The sequence below is a fragment of the Pseudochrobactrum lubricantis genome, assembly GCF_041929865.1.
Classification (GTDB): domain Bacteria; phylum Pseudomonadota; class Alphaproteobacteria; order Rhizobiales; family Rhizobiaceae; genus Pseudochrobactrum; species Pseudochrobactrum saccharolyticum.
In genome coordinates this window covers 83,724-106,298 of sequence record NZ_JBHEEE010000001.1, presented here as the reverse complement: position 1 = coordinate 106,298, position 22,575 = coordinate 83,724, and the positions used below count along the sequence as shown (strand labels likewise).

The window sequence follows — 22,575 nt, the reverse complement described above, 5'->3', positions numbered from 1 at the left end:
CAGACGCCCCATTGGGTGCACAAAACTCGCTCTGACACTTTAAAATGAGCGCATAATTTCTGTTTCAAGTTTAAGAAATTATGCTCTCGGGCCTGCTTGAGGGAACGCATGACCTTAGATGAGAAGCAGATGCGTCTGCTGGCGATTAATAATTATTTTTACCGGCGTGGCGGGGCGGAAGCGATCTTTCTCGATCATATGAGCCTGTTTGAGGATATCGGCTGGGATGCCGTACCTTTTGCCATGCAGCATCCGGATAATCTGCCTTCAGATTGGTCGCGCTATTTTGTATCTGAAATTGAATATGGCCGTGAAAGCTCTGCGCTGACCAAGGTTAAGCAGGCTGCCAAGATCATTTATTCCCGCGAGGCGCAGCAAAATCTGAGCCAATTGCTGGAAGCCGCGAAGCCGGATATCGCTCATGCGCATAATGTCTATCACCATTTGTCACCGTCAATTTTTGCGACGCTGAAGCAGCATAATATTCCGGTTGTAATGACAGTGCATGATCTGAAACTGGCCTGTCCTGCTTATAAAATGCTGGTTGACGGTCATGTTTGTGAGCAGTGCAAAGGTGGTCGGATTTATAATGTGGTCGCCAATCGCTGCATTAAAGGGTCGGTTTCGCTCAGCGGGCTGGTTTTTGTCGAAACTGCCGTTCACCGGATGCTCGGCCTTTACCGCAATAAAGTTGATCGCTTTGTGGTTCCGAGCCGTTTCTACCGTGAAAAGCTGATTGAATGGGGCTGGCCGCCGGAGCAACTGGTCTATATTCCGAATTTCGTGGAAACGGATCATCTGAAGCCGGTTTATGAGGCGCAGGACTATCTGCTGTTTGCCGGTCGTTTGGCACCGGAAAAAGGCCTCAAGACGCTTATTACCGCAGCGGCAAAATCCGGTGTGAAATTGGTCATTGCCGGTACGGGGCCAGATGAGGCCGAATTGAAAGCACTGGCAGCGGAACTCAATGCGCCGGTAGTTTTCGCCGGTTATGTGACAGGTGAAAAGCTGCATCGTCTGATCGGAGAGGCAAGGGCGCTGGTTCTGCCGTCTGAATGGTATGAAAATGCGCCGGTTAGTATTCTGGAAGCCTATGCGCTTGGCACACCGGTGATCGGTGCGCGTATCGGCGGTATTCCGGAGATGATCCGTGAAGGCGAAACCGGACTGACTGCCGAGGCCGGTAATGCCGATGATCTGGCAGCGCAACTGAGCCGCATGGCTGCTATGCCACTTACAGAGCGTAACCGGATGGGACTGGCCGGGCGCGAGTGGATTTTGAACGAGTTCTCCGCTGAAGCCTATCGTAATCGTATGCTCGCTCTTTACGCTGATCTGGGAGTAAGCGCATGAGTAAGCGTCCCAAAGTGATGATGCTCGGTCTGCGCGGTGTGCCGCAAGTGCAGGGCGGTGTGGAAAAGCATGTTGAGGAGCTTGCCCGCGTTTTCGTTGAAAAAGGCTGGGATGTCGAAGTGCTGGGGCGCAAACCCTATCTGACGCAGAAAAAGCCTTATCAGTGGGAGGGTGTGCAGGTCACGCCGCTTTGGGCGCCGCTTTCCACGAAATTTGAAGCGATTGCTCATACATTTCTTGGTGTTCTGGTGGCGGCAGTTCGTCGACCTGACATCCTGCATATTCATGCAATCGGACCGGCTTTGCTGACCCCTTTGGCACGATTGCTTGGGCTTAAAACCGTCGTTACCCATCATGGTTTTGATTATAATCGCGATAAATGGGGCGGACTTGCCCGCAAAATGCTGAAAACCGGCGAATGGGCGGGGATGCGTTTTGCCAGTCAGCGGATAGCCGTTTCCCGTCATATCGCTGAGGCCATGGCAGAGCGCTATCAGGTTTCCGCACAATTTATTCCGAATGGTGTGACCTTACGGGAAGCCGGTGGTGCAAGCGCTGTGTTGCAGACATTCGCGCTGGAGCAGAAGAAATATGTGGTGATGGTTGCCCGTATCGTGCCGGAAAAGAACCAGCATGATCTGATTGCCGCTTTTGCTGCCATGCAGGCTGCGGGTTATCACACGGATAAGAAACTGGCGATTGTCGGTGCCGCCGATCACCAGTCACCTTATGTCGATCAGGTGAAAGCTCTGGCTGCCAAAACGCCGAATATCGTGCTCACCGGCATGCAACGCGGCGATGATTTGACGGCGCTTTACAGCAATGCAGCTTTGTTTGTTTTACCGTCCAGTCATGAAGGCATGCCGATCGCGATGATGGAGGCGATGGGCTACGGATTGCCAGTTCTGGCCAGTGATATTACCGCCAATCTTGAGGTCGGCTTACCGGAGGCTGACTATTTCCCTCTCGGAGATACGCAGGCCTTAGCAAAGCAGATGGCTGAAAAACTGGATCAGCCTTTCAGTGCAGCGCAGGCGGCTGAACAGAGTGCGGAAATTGCAAAAAACTATAGCTGGTCTGGAATCGCAGATCAGACTTTGGCGGTTTATCAGCGCCTGCTTTAAGTTTTGCGCGCTGAGTGGTGCAAAAAGCAGTGCATTTCCTGCTTTGCCTTTGCACTATATACGGATGAATTAATGCCGCTTGCGCATGATACGCCGGATATCAGGACAATAAAAAAGGCGCTGAAAAGCGCCTTTTTTGTCTGAATGTATTTCCGCTTAGCGGGCGCGGCGGCGCTCTGCAGTCGGCTGGAAAGCCAGCTTGGAATGATAGCTGCAATAAGGGCTGGATTCACCGGATTCATGCCCGCAGAAGTGGAAATCTTCGTGCAGCGGATCACCGACCGGCCATTTGCATGTGCGTTCTGTCAACTGCAGCAGGGTCAGGTGACGGGAAATCGGCACAACAACATTTTCATTGTGACGGATAATCGGTTCCGCAACGGCATCAGCCAGAACTTCTGCCTGCAGTGCTGCGGCACCGGAGGTTTTCATCACTGTGGCACGCATTGTCGGCTGCGGTGCGCTTGCACTGCCGGATGACATGCTGCTGCTTGATGTTGTTGTCGGGCGTGGTGCAGCGACCGGAGCGGGAGCCGGTTTCTTGCTGCGTGGCGCGGCAGTTGTTGTTTTGCCGCGTCCGGATAGTTTAAGCCGGTGCACTTTCCCGATCACCGCATTGCGGCTGACGCCGCCCAGCTGGGCTGCGATCTGGCTTGCACTCAGACCTTCACTCCACAATTTCTTGAGAAGCTCGACGCGTTCATCTGTCCAGTTCATTGTGGCTCAGGCTCCGTTCTTTATAATCTTTATAGCGTCCGGCTATCGTTTTTGCGGGCCCGTCCAAGCAGGCACCATATGTACCGGACAGCTGGCGCTGTCGCACTAAATCTAGTCTTACTTTAATATGAAACTACCTTAAGCAAGGACTCCGTGACAAGCGCGGCGCCCGGTGCTGGAATGGTTTTCCCCAACCTTGGAGATCAGCGGGCATTTAATAGACCGGTTTTTTTTAAATACAAGGTTTTCGTGCAACACTTCGGAGTTTATTTCACGGACACGGGGCTGAAAATTGACAATTATGGTTGTACCGGCCTGTTGTTCAGGCCAGATCCCTTATTGAAGCCTGCGTAACAAAATTGCGCAACAGCGACATTTTTGCACATTTTAAGGAGGCGGTTTTCACCCCGCAGAGCCGCGGTCTTTGATTGACATTTATATATTGGCGAACAATAGTGCATTGTCGAGCCGCCCTGAGGGCGGCTTTTTGATTTCATCCGCGCGCAACAACCGCTTCTCCGGGGGGAGTTTGAGAGAACTCACGGAGACCGGTGAAGACTGATGTTGATGCCCGCTTCAATTTAAAGGCTTTGGAGGCCTTATTGGCATGACGACTGCGACTGTGCACCCGCTTTACGACACCTATAATCGTGCAGCGTTGCGCTTTGAGCGAGGGGAGGGCGTTTGGCTGATTACCGAGGGCGGCGAACGCTATCTCGATTTCGCAGCCGGTATTGCTGTGAATTCACTCGGACACAGCCACCCGCATCTGGTAAAGACACTTCAGGATCAGGCCGCCAAATTGTGGCACCTGTCCAATGTCTATGAAGTACCGGGTCAGGAACGCCTTGGTCAGCGCCTCGTCGATAATACATTTGCCGATAAAGTCTTTTTCACCAATTCCGGTGCCGAAGCTCTGGAATGCGCGATTAAAACCGCGCGCCGCTATCATTTCGCCAATGGTCAGCCTGAGCGTTATCGCATCGTTACCTTTGAAGGTGCTTTCCACGGCCGTACACTGGCAACCATCGCAGCCGGCGGACAGGCCAAATATCTGGAGGGTTTCGGCCCGAAGGTTGATGGTTTTGATCAGGTGCCGTTCGGTGATGAAGCTGCCCTGCGCGCTGCTATTACACCGGAAACCGCGGCTATCCTTCTTGAACCGGTACAGGGTGAGGGCGGTCTTCGCTCCTTCTCCAATGAATTCCTGCGTCTGATCCGTCAGATCTGCGACGAAAACGGCCTGCTGCTGATTTTGGATGAAGTGCAGACCGGCGTTGGCCGTACCGGCAAATTCTATGCCTATGAATGGGCAGGTATTGAGCCTGATCTGTTGGCAACTGCCAAAGGTATCGGCGGCGGTTTCCCGATGGGCGCCTGTCTGGCAACCGCTGAAGCAGCCAAGGGCATGGTCGCAGGTGTGCATGGCACCACCTATGGCGGTAACCCGCTGGCGATGGCCGTGGGTGAAGCTGTGCTGGATGTAATGCTGGCCGATGGTTTCTTTGACCATGTTAATGAAATGGCATCGCAGTTCCGTCAGGGTATGGCGTCGATCATCGACCGCTATCCGGATGTGTTCACCGAAGTGCGCGGTAAAGGCCTGATGATCGGTCTGAAATGCGCCGTGCCAAATACAGATGTGATTACCGGATTGCGCGCCGAGCATATGCTGAGCGTTGGCGCCGGTGACAATGTTGTGCGTTTGTTGCCTCCGCTGACAGTAACAGCAGATGATATGCGTGAAGCTCTGAACCGGATTGAAAAGGTTGCAACCAAGCTTTCCAAAGCTCCTGCATAACGGTGACTAATAATGGCAAATGATAAGACTTTAAGGCATTTTACCGACCTCTCTGCAGTCAGCCCGCAGGATCTGCGCTTCATTCTGGATGAAGCGCGCGCCCGCAAAGAACGATTAAAAGCCGGTGAGCGCGATAAGCCGCTTGATGGTAAAGTTCTGGCTATGATTTTTGAAAAGCCGTCCACGCGAACCCGCGTCTCTTTTGATGTGGGTATGCGCCAGCTCGGCGGCGAAACAATCATGCTGACCGGTTCGGAAATGCAGCTTGGCCGCAGTGAAACCATTGCGGACACAGCCAAAGTTTTGTCACGCTTTGTCGATGCCATTATGATCCGTACAACCTCTCATGATCGCATGCTCGAACTCGCCGAGCATGCGACCGTGCCGGTTATCAATGCGCTGACCGATGATACTCATCCGTGTCAGATCATGGCCGATATTCTGACTTTTGAAGAACATCGGGGGCCAATCAAGGGCCGCACGGTGACGTGGAGCGGTGACGGCAATAATGTGCTGCATTCCTTCATTGAAGCTGCGGCGCAATTTGATTTCCGTCTGAATATTGCAACACCTTCGGGCAGTGAACCGCTGTCGCGTTTTGTTGACTGGGCAAATGCAAAAGGCGCAAAAATCTTCTCGACCACCAGTGCGGAAAAGGCTGTGGCCGGTTCTGACTGCATCGTGACCGATACATGGGTGTCAATGGGGCAGGAAGATAATGCGCGTGGCAATAATGTTTTCATGCCATATCAGGTGAATGCGGATCTGATGGCGAAAGCCAATAAAGATGCTTTGTTCATGCACTGTCTGCCAGCCCATCGTGGGGAGGAAGTGACGGATGAAGTGATCGACGGCCCGCAATCCGTAGTCTTTGATGAGGCAGAAAACCGTATGCATGCGCAGAAAGCGATTTTGACCTGGTGTCTTGAAGGACGCTGATCGCTTCTTATCTATAGGATAACGTATGGATCGGCTGCCCTGATCCTGATTTGAAGATTGAACCACGGCTTGCAGGTCGTATAACGCCTGCGAGCCGTGTGTTATTTATGGTGCAGTGATGCAGCCCCAGTGGCGACACCCGTGGCAGCCAATAAAAAAGAGATAAGTGATGAATAACCAGACCAGTACAGACCAGATGATGATTGATAGCCCGATGCCAGACCATATTACCCTGTCCGGTGATGATGTTGTTGTGCCTTTTCAGGTTGAGGGTCTGGATGTGCGCGGCCGCACAGTGCAGCTTGGTGCGGCGCTGGATGCTATTCTGAAACGCCATAATTATCCGGAAGTCGTGTCTCGCCTGTTGGGCGAAGCCGCGGTTCTGACCGTGTTGCTCGGCACATCTTTGAAATTTGAAGGCAAATTCATCTTTCAGACCCGCTCGGATGGTCCGGTGGATATGCTGGTGGTGGATTTCCGCACGCCGGATGCAATCCGCGCTTATGCCCGTTTTGACGAAGAGCGTGTGGCAGAGTTCGTGGCTGCCGGTAAAACCAAGCCGGAAGAATTACTGGGCAAGGGTACGCTGGCGCTGACTGTCGATCAGGGTGAGTTCACCCAGCGCTATCAGGGTATTGTTGCGCTGGACGGCTCGTCGCTGGAAGATATTGCACGCAATTACTTCATGCAGTCTGAGCAGATTGCAACAGAAGTTCAGCTGGCTGTTGCCAAGCTTTTCGAGCGCGGTGCCGATGGCAAAGCGAGTGAACAATGGCGTGCCGGTGGTCTGATGGTGCAGTTTCTGCCGCAGTCCGAATTGCGTGCGCGTCATCGCGATCTGCATGGCGGCGATAATCCGAATGGTGCTGAGGCTGAACAGGCTCCGGTTGAGGATGAATGGCAGGAAGCCCGTTCACTGGTTGCGACCATTGAGGATTCCGAGCTGACTGATCCGCAGGTGCCGTCTGAACGTCTGCTTTATCGTCTGTTCCATGAGCGCGGCGTGCGCGTTTATGAAGGCACGAAAGTTGTCGATCATTGCGCCTGTTCGCGGGACAAGATTTTCGGTGTGCTCAAAGGCTTCTCAGCTGAAGAAATCGAACACAGTACTGAGAATGGCAAAATCTCGGTGACCTGTGAGTTCTGCTCCAGCCGTTATGATTTTGACCCTTCGGAAATTAACGCGCCACAATGAGTGCCGAGCATGACAAAAGTGCCTGCCTGATAAGGCGGGCACTGCCGTCTGATGCTGCGTTGCTGCCGGAGATTGAACGCTCGGCAGTGCAGACTTTTGCAGCTGATCCGTCTTTGCATTTTATTCTCGATATGCCTGTCATGTCTGCGGAGCAGCATCTTGATTTCATGCAGAAAGGCCATGTGCTGGTTGCAGAATGCAATAGTGTGCTTGGCGGCTTTCTGGTGGCGGAAACCATGCCGGATGAAGGTCGCCTGCATGTCTGGGAGCTATCTGTGCATCAGGATTTCCAGCGCCGCGGGCTTGGCCGTAAATTGCTGGATGCTGCGGCTGACCTTGCGAAAGCGCAGGGCTGCGCAAGCCTCAGCCTGACAACATTCGGCGATATACCATGGAACCGGCCTTTCTATGAAAGCTGTGGCTATCAGGTGTTGCCGGTATCGCAATATAATGCGCGTTTCCGTTCCATTGCCGAGCTGGAACAGTCCATCGGCCTGCCGATTGAACGCCGCGTGGCGATGATCAGAACTATATAGTCAGTTCAGAACCGGTCTGTGTCTAGGCATATCGAGCGAAAATGCCGGAATAGTAATGGGGAATAGTTTGCCTTCATCAGGGCTGCCAGCCTCATGATTTTGCATCATATAGCTGCCGGACATCATGCCGGATGAGGTCGTCAGCGGACAGCCGGACGAATATTGATAGCTGTCTCCCGGTTTCAGAAACGGTTCTTCACCCACAACACCGGGGCCGCGCACTTCTTCAGTCCGGCCATGGGCATCGGTGATCTTCCATGTCCGTGAGCGCAACTGCACCGGAATATCCGAATGATTGATAATCGTTACCCGATAAGCCCAGACATAGCGGGATTCATCCGGTGAAGATTGCTCTTCCAGATAAAACGGCTCAACAGTGACTTCGATATTCTCGGTAATTGCGCGATACATAGAGGTTACTCTGGAAGGCCATGGGAGCTGGCTGGACATGACGGCTGCCGGCAAATCAGCAGCCGTCTGATATCAGTTTAGCCTTGAGCCGCTTTCAGTGCAAAGCCAATATCGTCAATCAGATCCTCTGCATCTTCCAAGCCGATAGAAAGGCGCAGCAAGCCGTCGGTAATACCGAGTTCTGCCTTGGCATCGTCGCTGAGATTTTTATGGGTCGAGGTGGCCGGATGGGTAATCAGGCTTTTTGCGTCACCGAGATTGTTGGAGATACTGATGACTTCCAGCGCATTTTCAAAGGCAAAAGCTGCTTTCTTGCCGCCTTTCAGCTCCAGCGCAATCATGGTTGAGCCGCCGCTCATCTGTTTGGCGATAATGTCTGCCTGCGGGTGATCTTTGCGACCCGGATAAATTACGCGGGCAATGGCATTCTGTTCGGCCAGAAAATCGGCAATCTTAGCGGCAGAGCGGGTCTGTGCTTCAACACGCACGGCCAGTGTTTCCAGACCTTTGAGCATTGTCCATGCATTGAACGGGCTGAGACCCGGACCGGTATGGCGGAAATAATCCTGCAGAACGTCTGTAATCCATTCGCGATCTGACAGAACAACACCGCCGAGGCAACGTCCCTGACCGTCAATATGTTTGGTGGCGGAGTAGACGACAATATGGGCGCCCAGTTCCAGCGGTTTCTGGAACAGCGGGGTGGCAAATACGTTGTCGACGATCAGCTTGGCACCGACACTATTGGCAATGCCTGCAATTCTGGCGATATCCATCACTTCCAGTGTCGGATTAGTCGGGCTTTCCAGAAACAGCACTTTGGTATTCGGGCGGATGGCGTTTTCCCAGTTCTCAATATTCACGCCATCAATCAAAGTGAATTCAACGCCGTATTTCGGCAGCAGGGTTTCAATGATGTACCGACACGAACCAAACATCGCTTTGGCTGCCAGCACATGGTCACCGGCGCGAACCTGACAGAGAATGGCCGCAGCAACAGCAGCCATGCCGGAAGCAGTGGCGCGGGCTTCTTCCGCGCCTTCAATCGCGCACATGCGCTTTTCAAACATATCCGTCGTCGGGTTTGCATAACGGGAATAGATGAAACCCGGATCTTCACCGGTAAAACGGGCTTCGCAAGCCTCGGCGCTGTCATAAACAAAACCCTGCGTCAGAAACAGCGCTTCTGATGTTTCGCCATAAGGCGTGCGGGTTGTGCCGCTATGCACAAGCTGAGTTGCAGGGCGAAGGGTACGAATATGTGTCTTTGTCATCGGTCCAGCCTATATAAAAGGATGGTCGGCAGGGTTCGGGCCACACCGGCCAATAAAAAACCGGCCTTTGCATGAAGACGCAAAAAGACCGGTTCGGAACCGCGGCCATATTTAGCGACTTCTTTAACGTGGCTGCAAGCCGGCCGGCCAAATCACCACGACTGATTTTGTAGGACTGTTATGATTATAATGTCAAGCACTCGATTTCACAGGACTTGACAGCGGGGAGTGAAATCTATCTGTAAATGCGCATATCACAGTAGCCCTCTTTTAACCGTTCAAGGCTAGATTGCGGCAAAATAGTATTTTATGACTGGACAAATGATGACCCGAGATAGCGGAATTTTGGCAGACAGCGATATTGCAGCTCTGTTTGAAACCGGTGCGCTGACTTCAGCGCGGGACTTGGATCACGATCAGATACAGCCTGCCAGTCTTGATCTTCGTCTTGGTGAGAAAGCCTATCGCGTCCGTGCATCTTTCATGCCGGGGCCGGACACACCGGTTGCCAAAAAACTGGAACGCCTGAAGCTGCATGAGATTGATCTGCGTGAAGGTGCGGTGCTGGAAACCGGCTGCGTCTATATTGTGCCGCTGCTGGAAGGTCTGGCGCTGCCATCGGAATTGTCGGCTTCCGCAAACCCGAAAAGCTCGACCGGTCGTCTCGATATTTTCACCCGTGTGATCACCGATAATGCGCAGGAATTTGACAAGGTGCCTGCCGGTTATAAGGGGCCGCTGTATCTGGAAGTCAGCCCGCGCACTTTCCCGATTGTGGCGCGTACCGGCTCACGCCTGTCGCAGATCCGCTTCCGCAAAGGCACTGCGCATATCAATGAAGCCGAACTTGCTGCATTGCACGCGGCGGAAACGCTGGTGGCTTCCGCTGTGCCGAACATTTCCAATGGCGGGATTGCGCTGTCGATTGATCTGAGCGGCGGTGAAAACGGCCTGATCGGCTATCGCGGTAAACACCATACGTCTGTTGTTGATGTCGATAAACGCGCGCAGCATGATGTGCTGGATTTCTGGGAGCCGATCTATGATCGCGGACATCGCGAACTGGTTCTCGATCCCGATGAATTTTACATTCTGGTTTCACAGGAAGCCGTGCATGTGCCGCCGCTTTATGCTGCGGAAATGACCCCTTTTGATCCGCTGGTCGGTGAGTTCCGCGTGCATTATGCCGGTTTCTTCGATCCGGGTTTTGGTAATGTCTCTGCCGGTGGCAAGGGCAGCCGCGCAGTGCTGGAAGTGCGCAGCCATGAAGTGCCGTTTATCCTTGAACACGGACAGATTGTCGGCCGTCTGATTTATGAACACATGCTCAAACGGCCGAAAGCGCTCTATGGCAGTGATCTCGGCTCGCACTATCAGGCGCAGGGTTTGAAACTGTCAAAACATTTCCGTTAAAAACTCATAATTTCTTGATTGTATCTCCGCAAATGAACATCTAGTGATACGTCGCTGATGCGCGCCTGCCGGTTTTTGGCAGGAGGCTTTAAGCCATTTTATGGCGGAGACTATGGTGAGAACCTATCTTGTAAATCTTGACGGCAGTCAGGAACGGCTTGACATTTCCCGCGGACAATTGGAGCGCGCGGGTATAGAATTTATCCGCGTTCCGGCGGTAGATGGCCGGAAAAGTGATCCGAGAGCGCATCCGGCCTATCACGAAAAACGCGCTTTGGCGTTTATGGGCTGTCAGGTCAGCGGCGGAGAGCTCGGATGTTATCTGAGCCATCTTAAAGCGGCGCAGATGTTTCTGGATTCCGGCGAGAAATACGCAATGGTGCTGGAAGATGATATGTCCGTTCCGGCAGACCTTGCTAAAATGGCGGAAGAATTGCTGTCATGGCTCGAAAAAGACGGGCGTTACTGGGATCTCATTAATATTGGGACAGACGGAATAAAACGTCATACCCCGCTTTGCACGCTGCAGGGGCAGGATCAGCAGCGCAATCTGACCAGTGCGCATTATTTTCCGATGACGACAGGCGGTTTGATATGGTCGCGTGCCGGTGCGCAGAATTTCGTCAACAGCCAGCATGAAATCTTTGCGCCGGTAGATAATTATCTGCGTTTCTGGCTGACAAGAACCAATACAGGTCTGGCCGTTTGGCCGCCTTTAGTCAAAGCGCGCGGCGTGCAAAGTGACATAGATGCGCTAGGAACCGGATCAAGAACGGCTGCGTCCGTTGAGAAACATTTCTTCTACAATCTGATCCGGCAAAGATGGTTTGTGCTCAACAAATTGCGCTCCTACCGGCATTTATGGACAGCGCGTCTGAAGCGGCGCCTGAGCGGTAATTCTGCTTTGCCGACGGCTGATCCGGTTGTCCTGCCCCTAAAAATCAGCCCTGCAGAGTGAGTACCCGATAAGAGCGCGTATTGTACTCACAATTCTATGTACTCTTTACAAAAGCTGTGGCGGACTTTATCGCTCAGATTGGCCTGTATGCCGGATGACAGACAGGATTATGCGTTTCAAGGGGAGTGATGCGCACGATCATGGCAATGGAAAAGAACCGAACAGTTTTAAACGCAGAAACAGAAACACAGCGTCTGACGCTGGGTATTGTTGTTTTGCCCGGTTTTACCCTGTCTGCGCTCAGCCTGTTTCTCGATCCGTTTCGCCTTGCCGCAGATGATAAGGACAAAAGCCGCCAGATCCGTTGCGGCTGGAAAATCTGTACGCTCACCGGCCTGCCGGTGGAATCCAGCTCCGGTATGGCGGTGGAGCCAACCGCCCCGATCGGTGCGCTGGATGATTGTGATTATATTGTTGTTGTCGGCGGCGTTCTTCCCCATTACCGGCCGGGGCAAAATACGCTGATTGAAGTGCTGAAACGCGCCGACCGTCAGAAGAAAAATGTCATCGGCCTGTGCACCGCCGCCTTCATTGTGGCTGAAGCCGGATTGCTGGAAGATCGCAATTGCTGCGTGAACTGGTTTCATAAAGACGATTTCCTGCAATTATTTGACGGGTTCACGGCGGATACAACCAGTCTGTTCCATCGCAGTGGCCGGCATTTTACCTGCGCGGGTGGTTTGGGCGCTGCTTCACTGGCGCTCTCCATCATTCAGGCGGAAATCTCTGAGGAGCTGGCACGTAAAAGCGCCTCCATCCTGATGTTTCCTTATGAGTTGCTGACATCGGAGCAACCTGCGCTGAGTTTCAACGGCGTACGTTCACCGATGATCCGCAAGGCAATCCGTATTTTTGAAGAAACGCTGGAAGATCCGCTGGCAATGGCTGAAGTAGCGCGCCGTCTTGGGATTTCCACCCGCCAGATGGAGCGCGGGTTCCGGTTGGGATTGGGCAAAACGGCCTTTCAGGTGCGCGAGGAATTGCGGGTGCAACGCGCCAAGGAATTGCTGATGAGCGGAAGTGCATCTCTGCTTGAAGTGGCTGTCGCCAGCGGCTTCACAGACACGCGCAGTATGAACCGTTCTTTCCTGCGCCAGAGCCAGAGCCTGCCGCGTACCTATAAAAATAGCCGCTGAAACCTGAATGTGGAACGCAACCGGTCAATATCCGGCGCAGGGAAGGCTTGTCTCTTCAGATATTCGCGCTTATTTGTTGGTCTCAACAAAGGAGTGCTTCTATGTCTGACCGTGCTACCCGCTTTCTGGGCGATACACCGGGTCGTGTCATCGTTAAACTGATACTGGTGTCACTGATTGTCGGCGTTGTGATGCATGCCTTTAACTGGACACCTTATGATATTCTCTGGAATATCCGCGATTTCTTCGTAAGAATCTGGAATATGGGTTTCTCAGCCTTGTCACGTTTTGCTGATTATCTGCTGCTGGGCGCGGCAGTTGTGATCCCTGCCTTTATTTTGCTCAGAATTATCAATTACAGGAAATAAAATGCATTCTGAAGGCGTGTAGCGGCTTCGGGAATGCATCTGAAAAATCCTTCTTTTATTTATGGTTTTCGATGACTGATACATTGCTGCCTTCTGCGCTGATTTCACGCCGCCGGTTACTGGTTGCCGGTGGCGCTTTGTTGCTGAGCCCTGCCATCCTGCCGCTCTCTGATGCTTTTGCAGAAGAGGACGTGGCGGCTATGGTGAATAAAGTGCGCCGCCAATATGGTGCGCCGCCGATGATGCCGGAAGCGAAGCTTGAACAGGCCGCACTGCATCAGGCGCGGTTAATGGCAAAGCACGGCAAAATCGGTCACAGCATCGGTTGGGGAAACAGTTTTGGCGGCAGGCTGAAACAGGCCGGTATCCGCGGCCCTGCTGCGGAGAATGTTGCATCCGGCCAAAAAGACGTGCCGGACGCACTGAATGCCTGGCTGAATTCTGCCGGTCATCGTAAAAATCTGCTTGATCCGATCTTTACCCGCTATGGCCTTGCCTATGCGGCGCGGGCAGACAAGCCGCATTATCTTTATTGGGCGATGCTCTACGGTGTTGATCTGCCGTAAATTGCAATGATAAACGGCCGCGACAAATTGATGTCCTGATGCAGAAACCTGCTGACCATGACAGGAAAACAGGATATGACAGTGCAGGATCTTCTGCGCTGACCGGAAAAACTATCTGCACTTACTATCTTCAGGTGAGGAGCACGCACGGCTGACAGCAGGGTCTTTTTATTCGCTGACAGTATTCGTGTGGTATCTAAGCATTTCCAGTAACAGTGGAAGCCGGTTTTACGCCGGACAATGCGTTAATACCCAAATAGAGCGGCTCCTTGAGGCCGCTTTAAGTGGAACCGCTCTATGTTCAAGCCAGATAATGACGCGCTCGAAACGTCTCTCGTTCGCCCGTTCAATGTCACGCACCGGATGGTGCTGACGATCGCTATTCCTATGACATTGGCCGGTATGACCACGCCTTTGCTCGGGCTGGTGGATACAGGTGTGATCGGGCAGCTTGGCAATGCCGGTATGCTCGGCGGTCTGGCCATGGGCGCTCTGGTCTTTGATTGTCTGTTTTCCATTTTCGGCTTTTTGCGTTCCGGCACGACAGGGCTTGTTGCACAGGCCATGGGGCGCGGTGACTGTTCGGAAGAAATTATGGTGTTCTGGCGCGCAATTATTGTGGCGCTGGTTGCCGGTTTGCTGATGATCGCGCTTCTGCCGCTCACACTCTATGCGGCCAATGATATTCTCAAGCCTACATCCGATACAGCCAAAGCATTGAACGAATATGTGTCGATCCGTATGCTCTCGGCACCAATGGCACTGATCAATTTCTCAGTTCTTGGCTTGTTGCTGGGACGCGGTAAAGGCTTGTTTGGCCTAGCGCTGCAATTCCTGCTGAATGGTATCAATATTATTCTGGCGCTGGTTCTGGGTTTGGGGCTTGGCTGGGAGGTTTCCGGCGTTGCATGGGCGACTGTCACCGGCGAAACCGTGGCAGCCATTACAGGTATGACAGTGCTGATCTGGCGCGGCGGCGCTTTGCGCAAGCTGGATGTCAACCGGCTGTTCGACAAAGCCGGTATGTGGCGGATGATCGTTATCAGCCGCGATATTATGATCCGCTCATTGTTGCTGATGTCAACCTATGTATTCTTTGCCCGCGTCGGCAATGAAATGGGCACAATCACTCTGGCGGCCAATGCGGTGCTGATGAATTTCTATCTCGTTGTCGGCTTCTTTCTGGAAGGTGTAACCATTGCTGCCGAACAGCTGGCAGGGCGGGCAGTCGGTGCGCGTTACAGTCCGGCCTTCCGGCGCTCGATTCAGCTGACCTTCTTCTGGGGCATGGTCATGGCTTTTGTCATGGGGCTGATCTTCCTCGCTTTCGGAGATCGTCTGGTCAATATTCTGACAACGGAGCCGGATGTCCGCATGATGGCGGTTTATTATCTGCCTTGGGTGTCGCTCACTGCACTCACCGGTCTTTATGCTTTCCAGATGGACAGTATTTTTATCGGCGCATCCTGGTCTAAAGACATGCGCAATATGATGTTCCTGTCGCTGTTTGTGTTTTTCGGTGTGCTCTACGGTACCCGTGACTGGCTGGGTAATCACAGCCTGTGGCTGGCGCTGAATATGTTCCTGTTTATTCGCGGCGTTACTCTGTCTGCGATGTTGCCAAGGCGCTATCGCGGGGAGTTTCTGGTCGCCTGACGATACCGTCTCTGCATTAAAGCCTGTAATGGGTAATATTAAACCTGCCGGATCATCATGCCTGATGATCCGGCAGGTTTATTTTTGGACTAATGATTTTTCTAAATTAGAAATATTTTTTATGAACTATCCCTGCGGGTAAAGTCCGGATTTTTGCCGCTTTGCCACGGGAAAGGTCAATAAAAACTAACCGCTTAAGGTGACTGGCAATCTTCATGTTAATTAAAAATTAATAAATAAAATCAATGACTAAACGCTACCTGCGTTAACGAAGCATCAAGGTTAATAGATCATTATCTGACTATAGTCATCTTGTTGAGTGAGTGGAGTATTCCGGTGCGTAGTGTAGCTTTGCGGGCCCTGTTTGGCCGATCCGGCAATGAGCCAGCACAGGTCTGGTATTATCCTTCCGAGGGTTACTGCCCGCAGGATGGCCGCTATTATCCGGTGGCCGTAACAGTTAAGCAGAAGCGCAAATCCGCGACCCTGCCAAAGCTTCTCGCCGGAGTAGGGCTGTTTTTCTATTCAAGCAATGTCATCGCCTATCAGGATATGGCCAGTATGATGAGTGTTGCCGAGCAATCGGGCAGCCGCTGGGCAACCTATATGGTGGATGCGCCAGCCGGTTCCATTCATCAGGCGGAAATGCCGTTTGTTGATTCGTCCGTAGTCACAGGCAGCCTGAGCGCTGCGGCAGATATTAGCGGCGTGGGTCGCGTGGTAATGAGCGGACGCGTTGCCGGCGGAAAACGCGGTGTCGACGATCCAAATCCCGATGAAAAACGTATCAGCCGCACTGACAAGCAGGGGCGTCTGGTTTCCGTGCAGACTAAAGCTCCGGCACGTATGTTCAATGCCGGTTCGCTGGCAGAGCAGGTTTCATCGGTGAGTCCCAGGCTGATGCAGCCGGTAGCCGGTAAAAAAGACGTCAAAACAGCTTTTGTCAAAGGTCCGATCCGCGGTAAGGAAGTGGAAATCACACTCGCTTTCCATCGTCCGGAAGTGAAGCCGGTCGTGCCAGTGCCGACAGCACTCGCATCACTGATTACCAATGATACACCGGATGTGCTGGCGCTCGGTTATGCGCCGTCCAAGCCGGATTATGCCAAAACATCGCCTTTTGAGAGCATTCTGGTGCCGGAAAAGGACAATGGACGCTTCATTCCGCCAATCAGTGCGCGGGATCACAATTGGGCAGCGACCCCGTTGCCACCGGCAGCATTCAGCGCGGCAGAGCAGAAATGTCTGGCTGAAGGTATCTATTTTGAAGCACGCGGCGAGCCGGTCAAAGGGCAGGCGGCTGTTGGTCAGGTTATTCTCAACCGCGTACGTAACCCTGCTTATCCTTCCACGATCTGCGGCGTAGTTTATCAGAATAAAGACTGGCGTAATGCCTGTCAGTTTTCCTTCGCCTGTGACGGTTTAAAACATCGTGTCACAGAGCCGGGTCACTGGCGTATGGCACAGCAGGTAGCGAAAGCTGTCACAGCGGGTCAGATCTGGCTGCCGGAAGTGGGTTCGGCGACCCATTATCATGCGACTTATGTACGACCTCGCTGGGCGTCAACGATGGAAAAAGTCAAAAAGATCGGCCTGCATGTTTTCTACCGGACTTACGGCGGCGGCTGGAGCTGATCTGTCAAGGATTCGCTGTCTGAAATCACGGTGTGAAGCGGGATTCAAGGCCTGCTTCATGCTGCTGCCTGTTAAGTATATGATTTAATAATACAAAAAACCTTCAACTTCTGTGCAGACAGTGCCTTGACGAATGAGTTGGCTGTTAATATGTTGCGGCCGACTTCAGAGTGGGGTGGAAACCTCGGTTTTCTTGCCAAAGGAGGCATGAATGGCAGTCGGGAAAACACCCGAAAAGCCTCAGCAATCCGATGATGCGGCAAGCGAAGCTGGTGGTCCGGTGCAGGCCGGATCTCAGGCCGACGCTCAGGGGAGTCTGGACGACCGTCTTCGTAAGCTTGAAAGCCATTTGGCTGCTAAGGGCGTGGGGGTGGAATCCAAAAAAGATGAACAGGCTGAGAAAAACGCAAGCTCTATGGCGCAGGCCATGAAATTATCCAGTGAATTTATCGCTGGTATCGTGGTAGGTGCGGTTTTAGGTTGGTTTTTTGACCGTGTTCTGGGTACGAACCCTTGGGGATTGATTATCTTTCTCTTTTTAGGATTCGGTGCCGGTACTCTGAATGTTTTACGCACCGCAGGATATGTTGCAGAAAGCGGCAATAATGTGGGCGAGAAGCAACAGAAAGAAAAATAATGTGCATAAAGGTTATCCTTCATATGCACGGCAGTGAATAAGTCTGTAAAGGCAACAGGGCGGCTCAGGCAGATTTGCTTTTGAGTGTTCTGAAAAGACCGGAACGCAAGTTTGCGGTTGAGAAGCGCCCTCGGGCATGAATGTAACGCCTTCGGGCACGGGTGACAGGTGAGGTTAAGGTGGCAAACGATCCGATCCATCAGTTTCAGGTTTCCAGATGGATTCCTATCGATGTCGGCGGTGTCGATCTGTCGTTTACGAATGTGTCCGCCTTTATGGTGCTGACTGTCGTAACCGCTTCCGCTTTTCTGTTTCTGACATCAGCAGGTCGCGGCATTGTTCCGACACGCCTGCAGTCAGTTTCTGAGATGGCCTATGAGTTTGTGGCATCCTCCTTGCGGGATTCTGCCGGTTCTCATGGGATGAAATTTTTTCCGTTTGTGTTCTCTCTGTTCACATTCATCCTTGTAGCAAACTTTATCGGTCTGTTCCCGTATTTCTATACCGTAACCAGTCAGATTATTGTTACTTTCGCGCTGGCGCTGCTGGTGATCGGAACAGTGATTATTTACGGTTTCTTCAAGCACGGTTTCCGCTTCCTCAAGCTGTTCGTGCCAAGCGGTGTTCCTATGGCTATCGTGCCGCTGGTATCCGCGATTGAAATCATTTCCTTCCTGTCCCGTCCGATCAGCCTCTCTGTGCGTCTTTTCGCCAGTATGCTGGCCGGTCACATCACCGTAAAGATTTTCGCAGGCTTCGTGGTTTCCATGGCTGCACTCGGTCCGCTCGGTGTTGGTGGTGCGATCCTGCCTCTGTTCATGACCGTTGCTATTACCGGTCTGGAATTCCTGGTCGCATTCCTGCAGGCCTATGTGTTCACTGTTCTGACCTGCATGTATATCAATGATGCAGTTCATCCGGACGGTCACTAACTGAAATTACTGCTGTCCGTTATCGGGCAGCAGTCTTGCCTATCTACCAATCAGGCTCTGCATTTTGAAAATACCTGTGTCTAACACATGATTTTGAAATAACAGGTCGCTCTGAAATATCACCGGCGGGTTTCCGCCAGAACTGAAATCCGCATTTATATCAATCCAGAAGGAGCTTAACATGGAAGCGGAAGCAGCAAAGTACATCGGCGCAGGTCTGGCCTGTTTCGGTATGGCCGGTACGGCTCTCGGCCTCGGCAACATTTTCGGTAGCTTTCTTTCGGGTGCACTGCGCAATCCGTCTGCCGCTGACAGCCAGTTCGGCCGTCTGGTATTCGGCTTCGCCGTAACTGAAGCTCTGGGCATCTTCTCGCTGCTCATCGCGCTTCTGCTCCTGTTCGCAGTTTAATCTTAAGCTGCCGGATTAAATCGGCCGCATATGCAAAAATCTCCTTGTGAGACCTGAAGGCATATGCGGCTGGTTATCGTTTATTAAGCCTGAGTGATAAGGGGAAAATGGATGTTCGTGTCCACGGCGTTTGCCCAAACCGCAACTGACTCTCAGCCGGCACCAGTGTCGGGAGCTGACAGTGGCAACTCTGTTGTGCACACTGAAACAGGTGTGGCGCACGATGCCGGTAAAGGCGTGTTTCCACCATTTGATTCCACCCATTATGCATCGCAGCTTCTGTGGCTCGCGATTACCTTCGGGCTGTTCTATCTGTTCATGTCGCGCGTTGTGCTGCCACGTATCGGCGGTGTCATCGAAACGCGTCGTGACCGTATTGCACAGGATCTGGAACAGGCTGCACGCCTGAAAACCGATGCTGACAATGCAATTGCTGCTTACGAGCAGGAACTGGCTGAAGCCCGCAAGAGCGCGGCTGTTATCGGTCAGGAAGCCCGTGATAAGGCAAAGCATGACATTGATGCCGAACGCAAAACCGTTGAAGCATCGCTTGAAAAGAAATTGGCTGAAGCTGAAGAACGCATCGCTGCCATTAAGGCAAAAGCGATGAGCGATCTCGGCTCGATTGCTGAAGAAACAACTGCAGAAATCGTTGAGAAACTGCTTGGCGGCAAGTCCGACAAAGCTGAAATCTCAGCTACTGTTAAAGCTGTCAGCGCGTAAGGGAGACCATTATGGATGCAACATTTATTGCCCTCGTCGGTCTGATTATTTTCCTGGCGCTGCTGGCCTATCTTAAAGTGCCTGGCATGATTGGCCGTTCGCTTGATGAACGTGCTGCCAATATCGCCAAGGAACTGGACGAAGCACGCACATTGCGTGAAGAAGCTCAGGCTCTGCTTGCTGAATATCACCGCAAGCGCAAAGAAGCTGAAAAAGAAGCTGGCGAAATCGTTGCTGCTGCACAGCGTGAAGCTGCAGCTCTGCTGAGCGAAGCAAAAGCGAAGTCGGAAGATTATATTGTTCGCCGCAATAAGCTGGCTGAACAGAAAATCGCTCAGGCTGAAAGTGATGCTGTTAATCAGGTTCGTGCATCTGCAGTGGAAATCGCTGTTGCTGCTGCCGGTTCGCTGATTGCAAATAAAATGGACGCAAAAACTGCCGGTGAAATGTTCAAAGCATCATTGGATCAGGTTAAAACCAACCTGAATTGATTGCAGTTCATAAAGTTCAAAAAAACGCCGCTTTATGCGGCGTTTTTTTATGTCTGAAATCGGGCTTGTTGTTCTGCGGCGATGCTTTGTGTCTTCGCAAGTTAGCGCATATCGAAACTGCATCAGGGACACGTATTCGGTGTCTCGCTTATTTATCCGCTGTCCAGCGTCCCTTAATCGGAGCGAAGCTGTAGCGGTGCAGACCGGCAACCGGCCCTTGTTCTTCAATCGCCTGCCGGTGCGCCGCAGTGCCGTATCCTGCATGTTTCTCAAGGCCGTAAGCAGGATGGATAAGACCAGCGCGTTCCAGCATCTTGTCGCGGGTGACTTTGGCAATGATCGAAGCGGCCGCAATGGTCAGGGATCGTTGATCGCCTTTGACTAATGTCATGGCAGGGCAGGGCAGTCCGCCTGGGGTTTTATTGCCGTCAATCAAAGCATAATCCGGACTGATTGTCAGACTATCCACGCAGCGCTTCATCGCCAGCAAGGATGCCGCCAGAATATTGCTTTCATCAATCGCACGCGCACTGAGGCTCCATAATGTGACGGCAACAGCCTTTTCCATAATTGTTTCAAATAGGCGGTTGCGCTTGGCAGCGGTGAGCCTCTTTGAGTCATCCAGACCTTCAGGCAGATTATCAGGGTCGAGGATCACGCAGGCCGCAACTACGGGCCCTGCAAGAGGGCCGCGGCCGACTTCATCGAGCCCTGCAATCAGTTTGTAACCCTGAGCTTGCAGCTGCTGCTCATGGCTGTAATCGGGCGTGAATATTTCAGATTTGTCAGCCTTTGTCTTGGCTGGCGACTTCGGTCGCTTTTCAGAAAAAAGCGGAGAATCAGATGGTGCTTTACTCATGTGCTGAGATTGCATCCTATCTAATTCTCCGCAAGCCACATCGCAAAAAGGGGGGGCACGATGTGGAAGGCTGCCGGCAAAAGGACGGGCAGCCTATATCTGCCGGAGCATTTCCGATGCATACGGAAATGCGTGAAAACAAAGAAAAAGAATGGTTCCACCGTATCGATATTGATTGGAGCCGCTCTGAGGGCAGATCAGAAAAGCGAGAGCTGAACGCCGCTTGTTTGCGGCGGGGTGAACAGATCACAACGCAGGCGCCGTTTATGAATATTCAGCCCGAGCTTTTTACAGGTAATCTCAAAGCGGCGGCCAATCTGCCACGCATAAGGACCATCACCACGCATCCGCTTGCCCCATTCCGCATCATAGTCCTTGCCGCCGCGCATTGAGCGCAACAGGGACATGACATGGCGGTAACGGTCAGGAAAATGCTGCAGCAGCCAGTCCTTGAAGAGTGGTGCGACCTCATAAGGCAGGCGCAGCAAGACATATCCCGCCTCGCGTGCGCCCATCGCATAGGCGGCATCCAATATACGTTCAATCTCGTGGTCGTTGATGCCGGGGATCACCGGGCCAAGCATCACTGATGCAGGAATACCTGCTTCATTCAGTTGCCGGATAGCCTGTAAACGCAATCCCGGTGTTGAGGCACGCGGCTCCATATTCCGTGCTAATTTGGCATCCATGGTGGTGACAGAGAGGGCAACCTTTGCCAGACCACGCTCAGCCATCGAACCAAGAATATCAATGTCGCGGGTAACCAGTGCGGATTTGGTGACGATGCCGACCGGATGATTGGCGGCATCCAGCACACTTAATATATCCCGCATAATCCGCCATTTTTTTTCTACCGGCTGATAAGGGTCTGTATTGGTGCCAATGGCGATCGTCTTGGGAATATAACCGGCTTTGGAAAGTTCTTTTTCCAGCAACCGTGCCGCATCCGGCTTTGCAAAAAGTTTGGTTTCAAAATCAAGACCGGCAGACAGTCCCATATAGCTGTGGGTAGGGCGGGCAAAGCAATAAATACAGCCATGCTCACAACCGCGATAAGGATTGATTGAGCGGTCAAAATTAATATCCGGCGAGTCATTACGGGTGATGATGGTGCGCGGCTTTTCGATCTGGACTTCTGTCTTGAACGGTTCCAGCTCTTCCAGAGAGTTCCAGCCATCATCACTATCGATGCGTGTCTGACTTTCAAATCGACCGGAAGGATTGATACCGGCACCGCGTCCGCGACGACGGCTGTGGTCAATCCGCAAGCCGGTGCCGTCAACAATAGCATTTGCCTGATCTGTGCGCTCCGATCCGAAGACGGCCGAACGGGAGAAGACAGCCTGATCGGCTGGTCCGAAAACCTCCTGTAAAATTGCCATAGCTTTCTCCTTGCCGGAAATGCCGTGACAGCATGACCGGAGCAAAACAATCAAAATGAA

At 52.5% G+C, this 22,575-nt stretch carries 23 protein-coding genes and 1 riboswitch; of the genes, 18 read left to right on the top strand and 5 right to left on the bottom strand.

Annotated features, from left to right (window positions below; all coding sequences use genetic code 11):
• Positions 1–108 precede the first annotated feature (108 nt).
• Positions 109–1,353, top strand: a complete 1,245-nt coding sequence (locus JNC80_RS00510; protein WP_376709154.1) for a glycosyltransferase family 4 protein — start codon at positions 109–111, stop codon at positions 1,351–1,353.
• The gene (locus JNC80_RS00505; RefSeq protein ID WP_376709153.1) at positions 1,350–2,477 is read left to right on the top strand and encodes a glycosyltransferase family 4 protein; all 1,128 of its coding nucleotides are present in this window, start codon (positions 1,350–1,352) and stop codon (positions 2,475–2,477) included. Before JNC80_RS00510 ends, JNC80_RS00505 begins: the two co-directional genes overlap by 4 nt.
• A gap of 156 nt (positions 2,478–2,633) precedes the next feature.
• Here the strand turns inward: JNC80_RS00505 and JNC80_RS00500 are convergent, their stop codons facing one another.
• Positions 2,634–3,194, bottom strand: a complete 561-nt coding sequence (locus JNC80_RS00500; protein ID WP_022711114.1) for a GcrA family cell cycle regulator — start codon at positions 3,192–3,194, stop codon at positions 2,634–2,636.
• Between the two features lie 607 nt (positions 3,195–3,801).
• On the opposite strand from JNC80_RS00500, the gene JNC80_RS00495 reads away from it, so the two are divergent.
• The 4 genes from JNC80_RS00495 to JNC80_RS00480 all read left to right on the top strand — a co-directional run bounded on the left by JNC80_RS00495 (position 3,802) and on the right by JNC80_RS00480 (position 7,665).
• Positions 3,802–4,995 carry an aspartate aminotransferase family protein gene (locus tag JNC80_RS00495; RefSeq protein WP_376709152.1) on the top strand — a complete coding sequence of 398 codons (1,194 nt, stop codon included), beginning with the start codon at positions 3,802–3,804 and terminating at the stop codon, positions 4,993–4,995.
• Between the two features lie 12 nt (positions 4,996–5,007).
• Complete coding sequence (gene argF / locus JNC80_RS00490; RefSeq protein ID WP_116086858.1) at positions 5,008–5,934, top strand: ornithine carbamoyltransferase; 927 nt, start codon at positions 5,008–5,010, stop codon at positions 5,932–5,934.
• Positions 5,935–6,130: 196 nt separating this feature from the next.
• Positions 6,131–7,129 (top strand): Hsp33 family molecular chaperone, encoded by a 999-nt coding sequence (locus tag JNC80_RS00485; protein ID WP_051139033.1) that lies wholly within the window; start codon positions 6,131–6,133, stop codon positions 7,127–7,129.
• A complete protein-coding gene (locus JNC80_RS00480) occupies positions 7,126–7,665 on the top strand; it encodes a GNAT family N-acetyltransferase (RefSeq protein ID WP_376709151.1) in 540 nt (179 codons plus the stop codon). Before JNC80_RS00485 ends, JNC80_RS00480 begins: the two co-directional genes overlap by 4 nt.
• Here JNC80_RS00480 and apaG read toward each other — a convergent pair whose 3' ends face one another.
• Both apaG and JNC80_RS00470 read right to left on the bottom strand, forming a co-directional pair.
• Positions 7,666–8,076: a Co2+/Mg2+ efflux facilitator ApaG/CorD gene (gene apaG, locus JNC80_RS00475; RefSeq protein WP_376709616.1), complete on the bottom strand. Its 411-nt coding sequence runs from the start codon at positions 8,074–8,076 to the stop codon at positions 7,666–7,668.
• A gap of 77 nt (positions 8,077–8,153) precedes the next feature.
• Positions 8,154–9,350, bottom strand: coding sequence for an O-succinylhomoserine sulfhydrylase (locus tag JNC80_RS00470; protein ID WP_376709150.1), 1,197 nt, complete (start codon positions 9,348–9,350; stop codon positions 8,154–8,156).
• Between the two features lie 89 nt (positions 9,351–9,439).
• Positions 9,440–9,519, bottom strand: a riboswitch (SAM riboswitch).
• A gap of 152 nt (positions 9,520–9,671) precedes the next feature.
• On the opposite strand from JNC80_RS00470, the gene JNC80_RS00465 reads away from it, so the two are divergent.
• From JNC80_RS00465 to JNC80_RS00410, 12 genes are all read left to right on the top strand, one after another.
• Positions 9,672–10,763, top strand: a complete 1,092-nt coding sequence (locus tag JNC80_RS00465; RefSeq protein WP_376709149.1) for a 2'-deoxycytidine 5'-triphosphate deaminase — start codon at positions 9,672–9,674, stop codon at positions 10,761–10,763.
• Positions 10,764–10,875: 112 nt separating this feature from the next.
• Positions 10,876–11,721 carry a glycosyltransferase family 25 protein gene (locus tag JNC80_RS00460; protein WP_376709148.1) on the top strand — a complete coding sequence of 282 codons (846 nt, stop codon included), beginning with the start codon at positions 10,876–10,878 and terminating at the stop codon, positions 11,719–11,721.
• A 140-nt stretch (positions 11,722–11,861) separates the two neighbouring features.
• Positions 11,862–12,857, top strand: coding sequence for a GlxA family transcriptional regulator (locus JNC80_RS00455; RefSeq protein WP_075654369.1), 996 nt, complete (start codon positions 11,862–11,864; stop codon positions 12,855–12,857).
• 101 nt (positions 12,858–12,958) lie between these two features.
• A complete protein-coding gene (locus tag JNC80_RS00450) occupies positions 12,959–13,225 on the top strand; it encodes a DUF6460 domain-containing protein (protein WP_022711125.1) in 267 nt (88 codons plus the stop codon).
• A gap of 71 nt (positions 13,226–13,296) precedes the next feature.
• On the top strand, positions 13,297–13,791 hold the full coding sequence (locus JNC80_RS00445) for a CAP domain-containing protein (RefSeq protein WP_213596765.1): 495 nt from the start codon (positions 13,297–13,299) through the stop codon (positions 13,789–13,791).
• 297 nt (positions 13,792–14,088) lie between these two features.
• Positions 14,089–15,447 carry an MATE family efflux transporter gene (locus JNC80_RS00440; RefSeq protein ID WP_376709147.1) on the top strand — a complete coding sequence of 453 codons (1,359 nt, stop codon included), beginning with the start codon at positions 14,089–14,091 and terminating at the stop codon, positions 15,445–15,447.
• A 336-nt stretch (positions 15,448–15,783) separates the two neighbouring features.
• The gene (locus JNC80_RS00435; RefSeq protein ID WP_213596767.1) at positions 15,784–17,082 is read left to right on the top strand and encodes a cell wall hydrolase; all 1,299 of its coding nucleotides are present in this window, start codon (positions 15,784–15,786) and stop codon (positions 17,080–17,082) included.
• Between the two features lie 211 nt (positions 17,083–17,293).
• Complete coding sequence (locus JNC80_RS00430) at positions 17,294–17,719, top strand: AtpZ/AtpI family protein (protein ID WP_376709146.1); 426 nt, start codon at positions 17,294–17,296, stop codon at positions 17,717–17,719.
• Positions 17,720–17,898: 179 nt separating this feature from the next.
• Positions 17,899–18,651, top strand: coding sequence for a F0F1 ATP synthase subunit A (locus JNC80_RS00425; RefSeq protein WP_022711130.1), 753 nt, complete (start codon positions 17,899–17,901; stop codon positions 18,649–18,651).
• A 181-nt stretch (positions 18,652–18,832) separates the two neighbouring features.
• Complete coding sequence (locus JNC80_RS00420; RefSeq protein WP_022711131.1) at positions 18,833–19,060, top strand: F0F1 ATP synthase subunit C; 228 nt, start codon at positions 18,833–18,835, stop codon at positions 19,058–19,060.
• A gap of 111 nt (positions 19,061–19,171) precedes the next feature.
• Entirely contained in the window at positions 19,172–19,783 is a 612-nt protein-coding gene (locus tag JNC80_RS00415) for a F0F1 ATP synthase subunit B (protein ID WP_376709145.1), read from the top strand.
• An 11-nt stretch (positions 19,784–19,794) separates the two neighbouring features.
• Complete coding sequence (locus JNC80_RS00410; RefSeq protein ID WP_151158451.1) at positions 19,795–20,274, top strand: F0F1 ATP synthase subunit B; 480 nt, start codon at positions 19,795–19,797, stop codon at positions 20,272–20,274.
• A 148-nt stretch (positions 20,275–20,422) separates the two neighbouring features.
• Here JNC80_RS00410 and rnhB read toward each other — a convergent pair whose 3' ends face one another.
• Both rnhB and JNC80_RS00400 read right to left on the bottom strand, forming a co-directional pair.
• Positions 20,423–21,133: a ribonuclease HII gene (rnhB, locus tag JNC80_RS00405; protein WP_376709143.1), complete on the bottom strand. Its 711-nt coding sequence runs from the start codon at positions 21,131–21,133 to the stop codon at positions 20,423–20,425.
• Positions 21,134–21,330: 197 nt separating this feature from the next.
• Positions 21,331–22,515 carry a PA0069 family radical SAM protein gene (locus tag JNC80_RS00400; protein ID WP_075654373.1) on the bottom strand — a complete coding sequence of 395 codons (1,185 nt, stop codon included), beginning with the start codon at positions 22,513–22,515 and terminating at the stop codon, positions 21,331–21,333.
• Positions 22,516–22,575: the final 60 nt, after the last annotated feature.

Coding starts and splice junctions, on each gene's coding strand:
- argF (WP_116086858.1), top strand. CDS start 5,008: ATGGCAAATGATAAGACTTTAAGGCATTTTACCGACCTCTCTGCAGTC.
- rnhB (WP_376709143.1), bottom strand. CDS start 21,133: ATGAGTAAAGCACCATCTGATTCTCCGCTTTTTTCTGAAAAGCGACCG.
- JNC80_RS00480 (WP_376709151.1), top strand. CDS start 7,126: ATGAGTGCCGAGCATGACAAAAGTGCCTGCCTGATAAGGCGGGCACTG.
- JNC80_RS00440 (WP_376709147.1), top strand. CDS start 14,089: ATGTTCAAGCCAGATAATGACGCGCTCGAAACGTCTCTCGTTCGCCCG.
- JNC80_RS00410 (WP_151158451.1), top strand. CDS start 19,795: ATGGATGCAACATTTATTGCCCTCGTCGGTCTGATTATTTTCCTGGCG.
- JNC80_RS00445 (WP_213596765.1), top strand. CDS start 13,297: ATGACTGATACATTGCTGCCTTCTGCGCTGATTTCACGCCGCCGGTTA.
- JNC80_RS00420 (WP_022711131.1), top strand. CDS start 18,833: ATGGAAGCGGAAGCAGCAAAGTACATCGGCGCAGGTCTGGCCTGTTTC.
- JNC80_RS00430 (WP_376709146.1), top strand. CDS start 17,294: ATGGCAGTCGGGAAAACACCCGAAAAGCCTCAGCAATCCGATGATGCG.
- JNC80_RS00505 (WP_376709153.1), top strand. CDS start 1,350: ATGAGTAAGCGTCCCAAAGTGATGATGCTCGGTCTGCGCGGTGTGCCG.
- JNC80_RS00495 (WP_376709152.1), top strand. CDS start 3,802: ATGACGACTGCGACTGTGCACCCGCTTTACGACACCTATAATCGTGCA.
- JNC80_RS00510 (WP_376709154.1), top strand. CDS start 109: ATGACCTTAGATGAGAAGCAGATGCGTCTGCTGGCGATTAATAATTAT.
- JNC80_RS00450 (WP_022711125.1), top strand. CDS start 12,959: ATGTCTGACCGTGCTACCCGCTTTCTGGGCGATACACCGGGTCGTGTC.
- JNC80_RS00465 (WP_376709149.1), top strand. CDS start 9,672: ATGATGACCCGAGATAGCGGAATTTTGGCAGACAGCGATATTGCAGCT.
- apaG (WP_376709616.1), bottom strand. CDS start 8,076: ATGTATCGCGCAATTACCGAGAATATCGAAGTCACTGTTGAGCCGTTT.
- JNC80_RS00470 (WP_376709150.1), bottom strand. CDS start 9,350: ATGACAAAGACACATATTCGTACCCTTCGCCCTGCAACTCAGCTTGTG.
- JNC80_RS00455 (WP_075654369.1), top strand. CDS start 11,862: ATGGCAATGGAAAAGAACCGAACAGTTTTAAACGCAGAAACAGAAACA.
- JNC80_RS00460 (WP_376709148.1), top strand. CDS start 10,876: ATGGTGAGAACCTATCTTGTAAATCTTGACGGCAGTCAGGAACGGCTT.
- JNC80_RS00500 (WP_022711114.1), bottom strand. CDS start 3,194: ATGAACTGGACAGATGAACGCGTCGAGCTTCTCAAGAAATTGTGGAGT.
- JNC80_RS00400 (WP_075654373.1), bottom strand. CDS start 22,515: ATGGCAATTTTACAGGAGGTTTTCGGACCAGCCGATCAGGCTGTCTTC.
- JNC80_RS00485 (WP_051139033.1), top strand. CDS start 6,131: ATGATGATTGATAGCCCGATGCCAGACCATATTACCCTGTCCGGTGAT.
- JNC80_RS00415 (WP_376709145.1), top strand. CDS start 19,172: ATGTTCGTGTCCACGGCGTTTGCCCAAACCGCAACTGACTCTCAGCCG.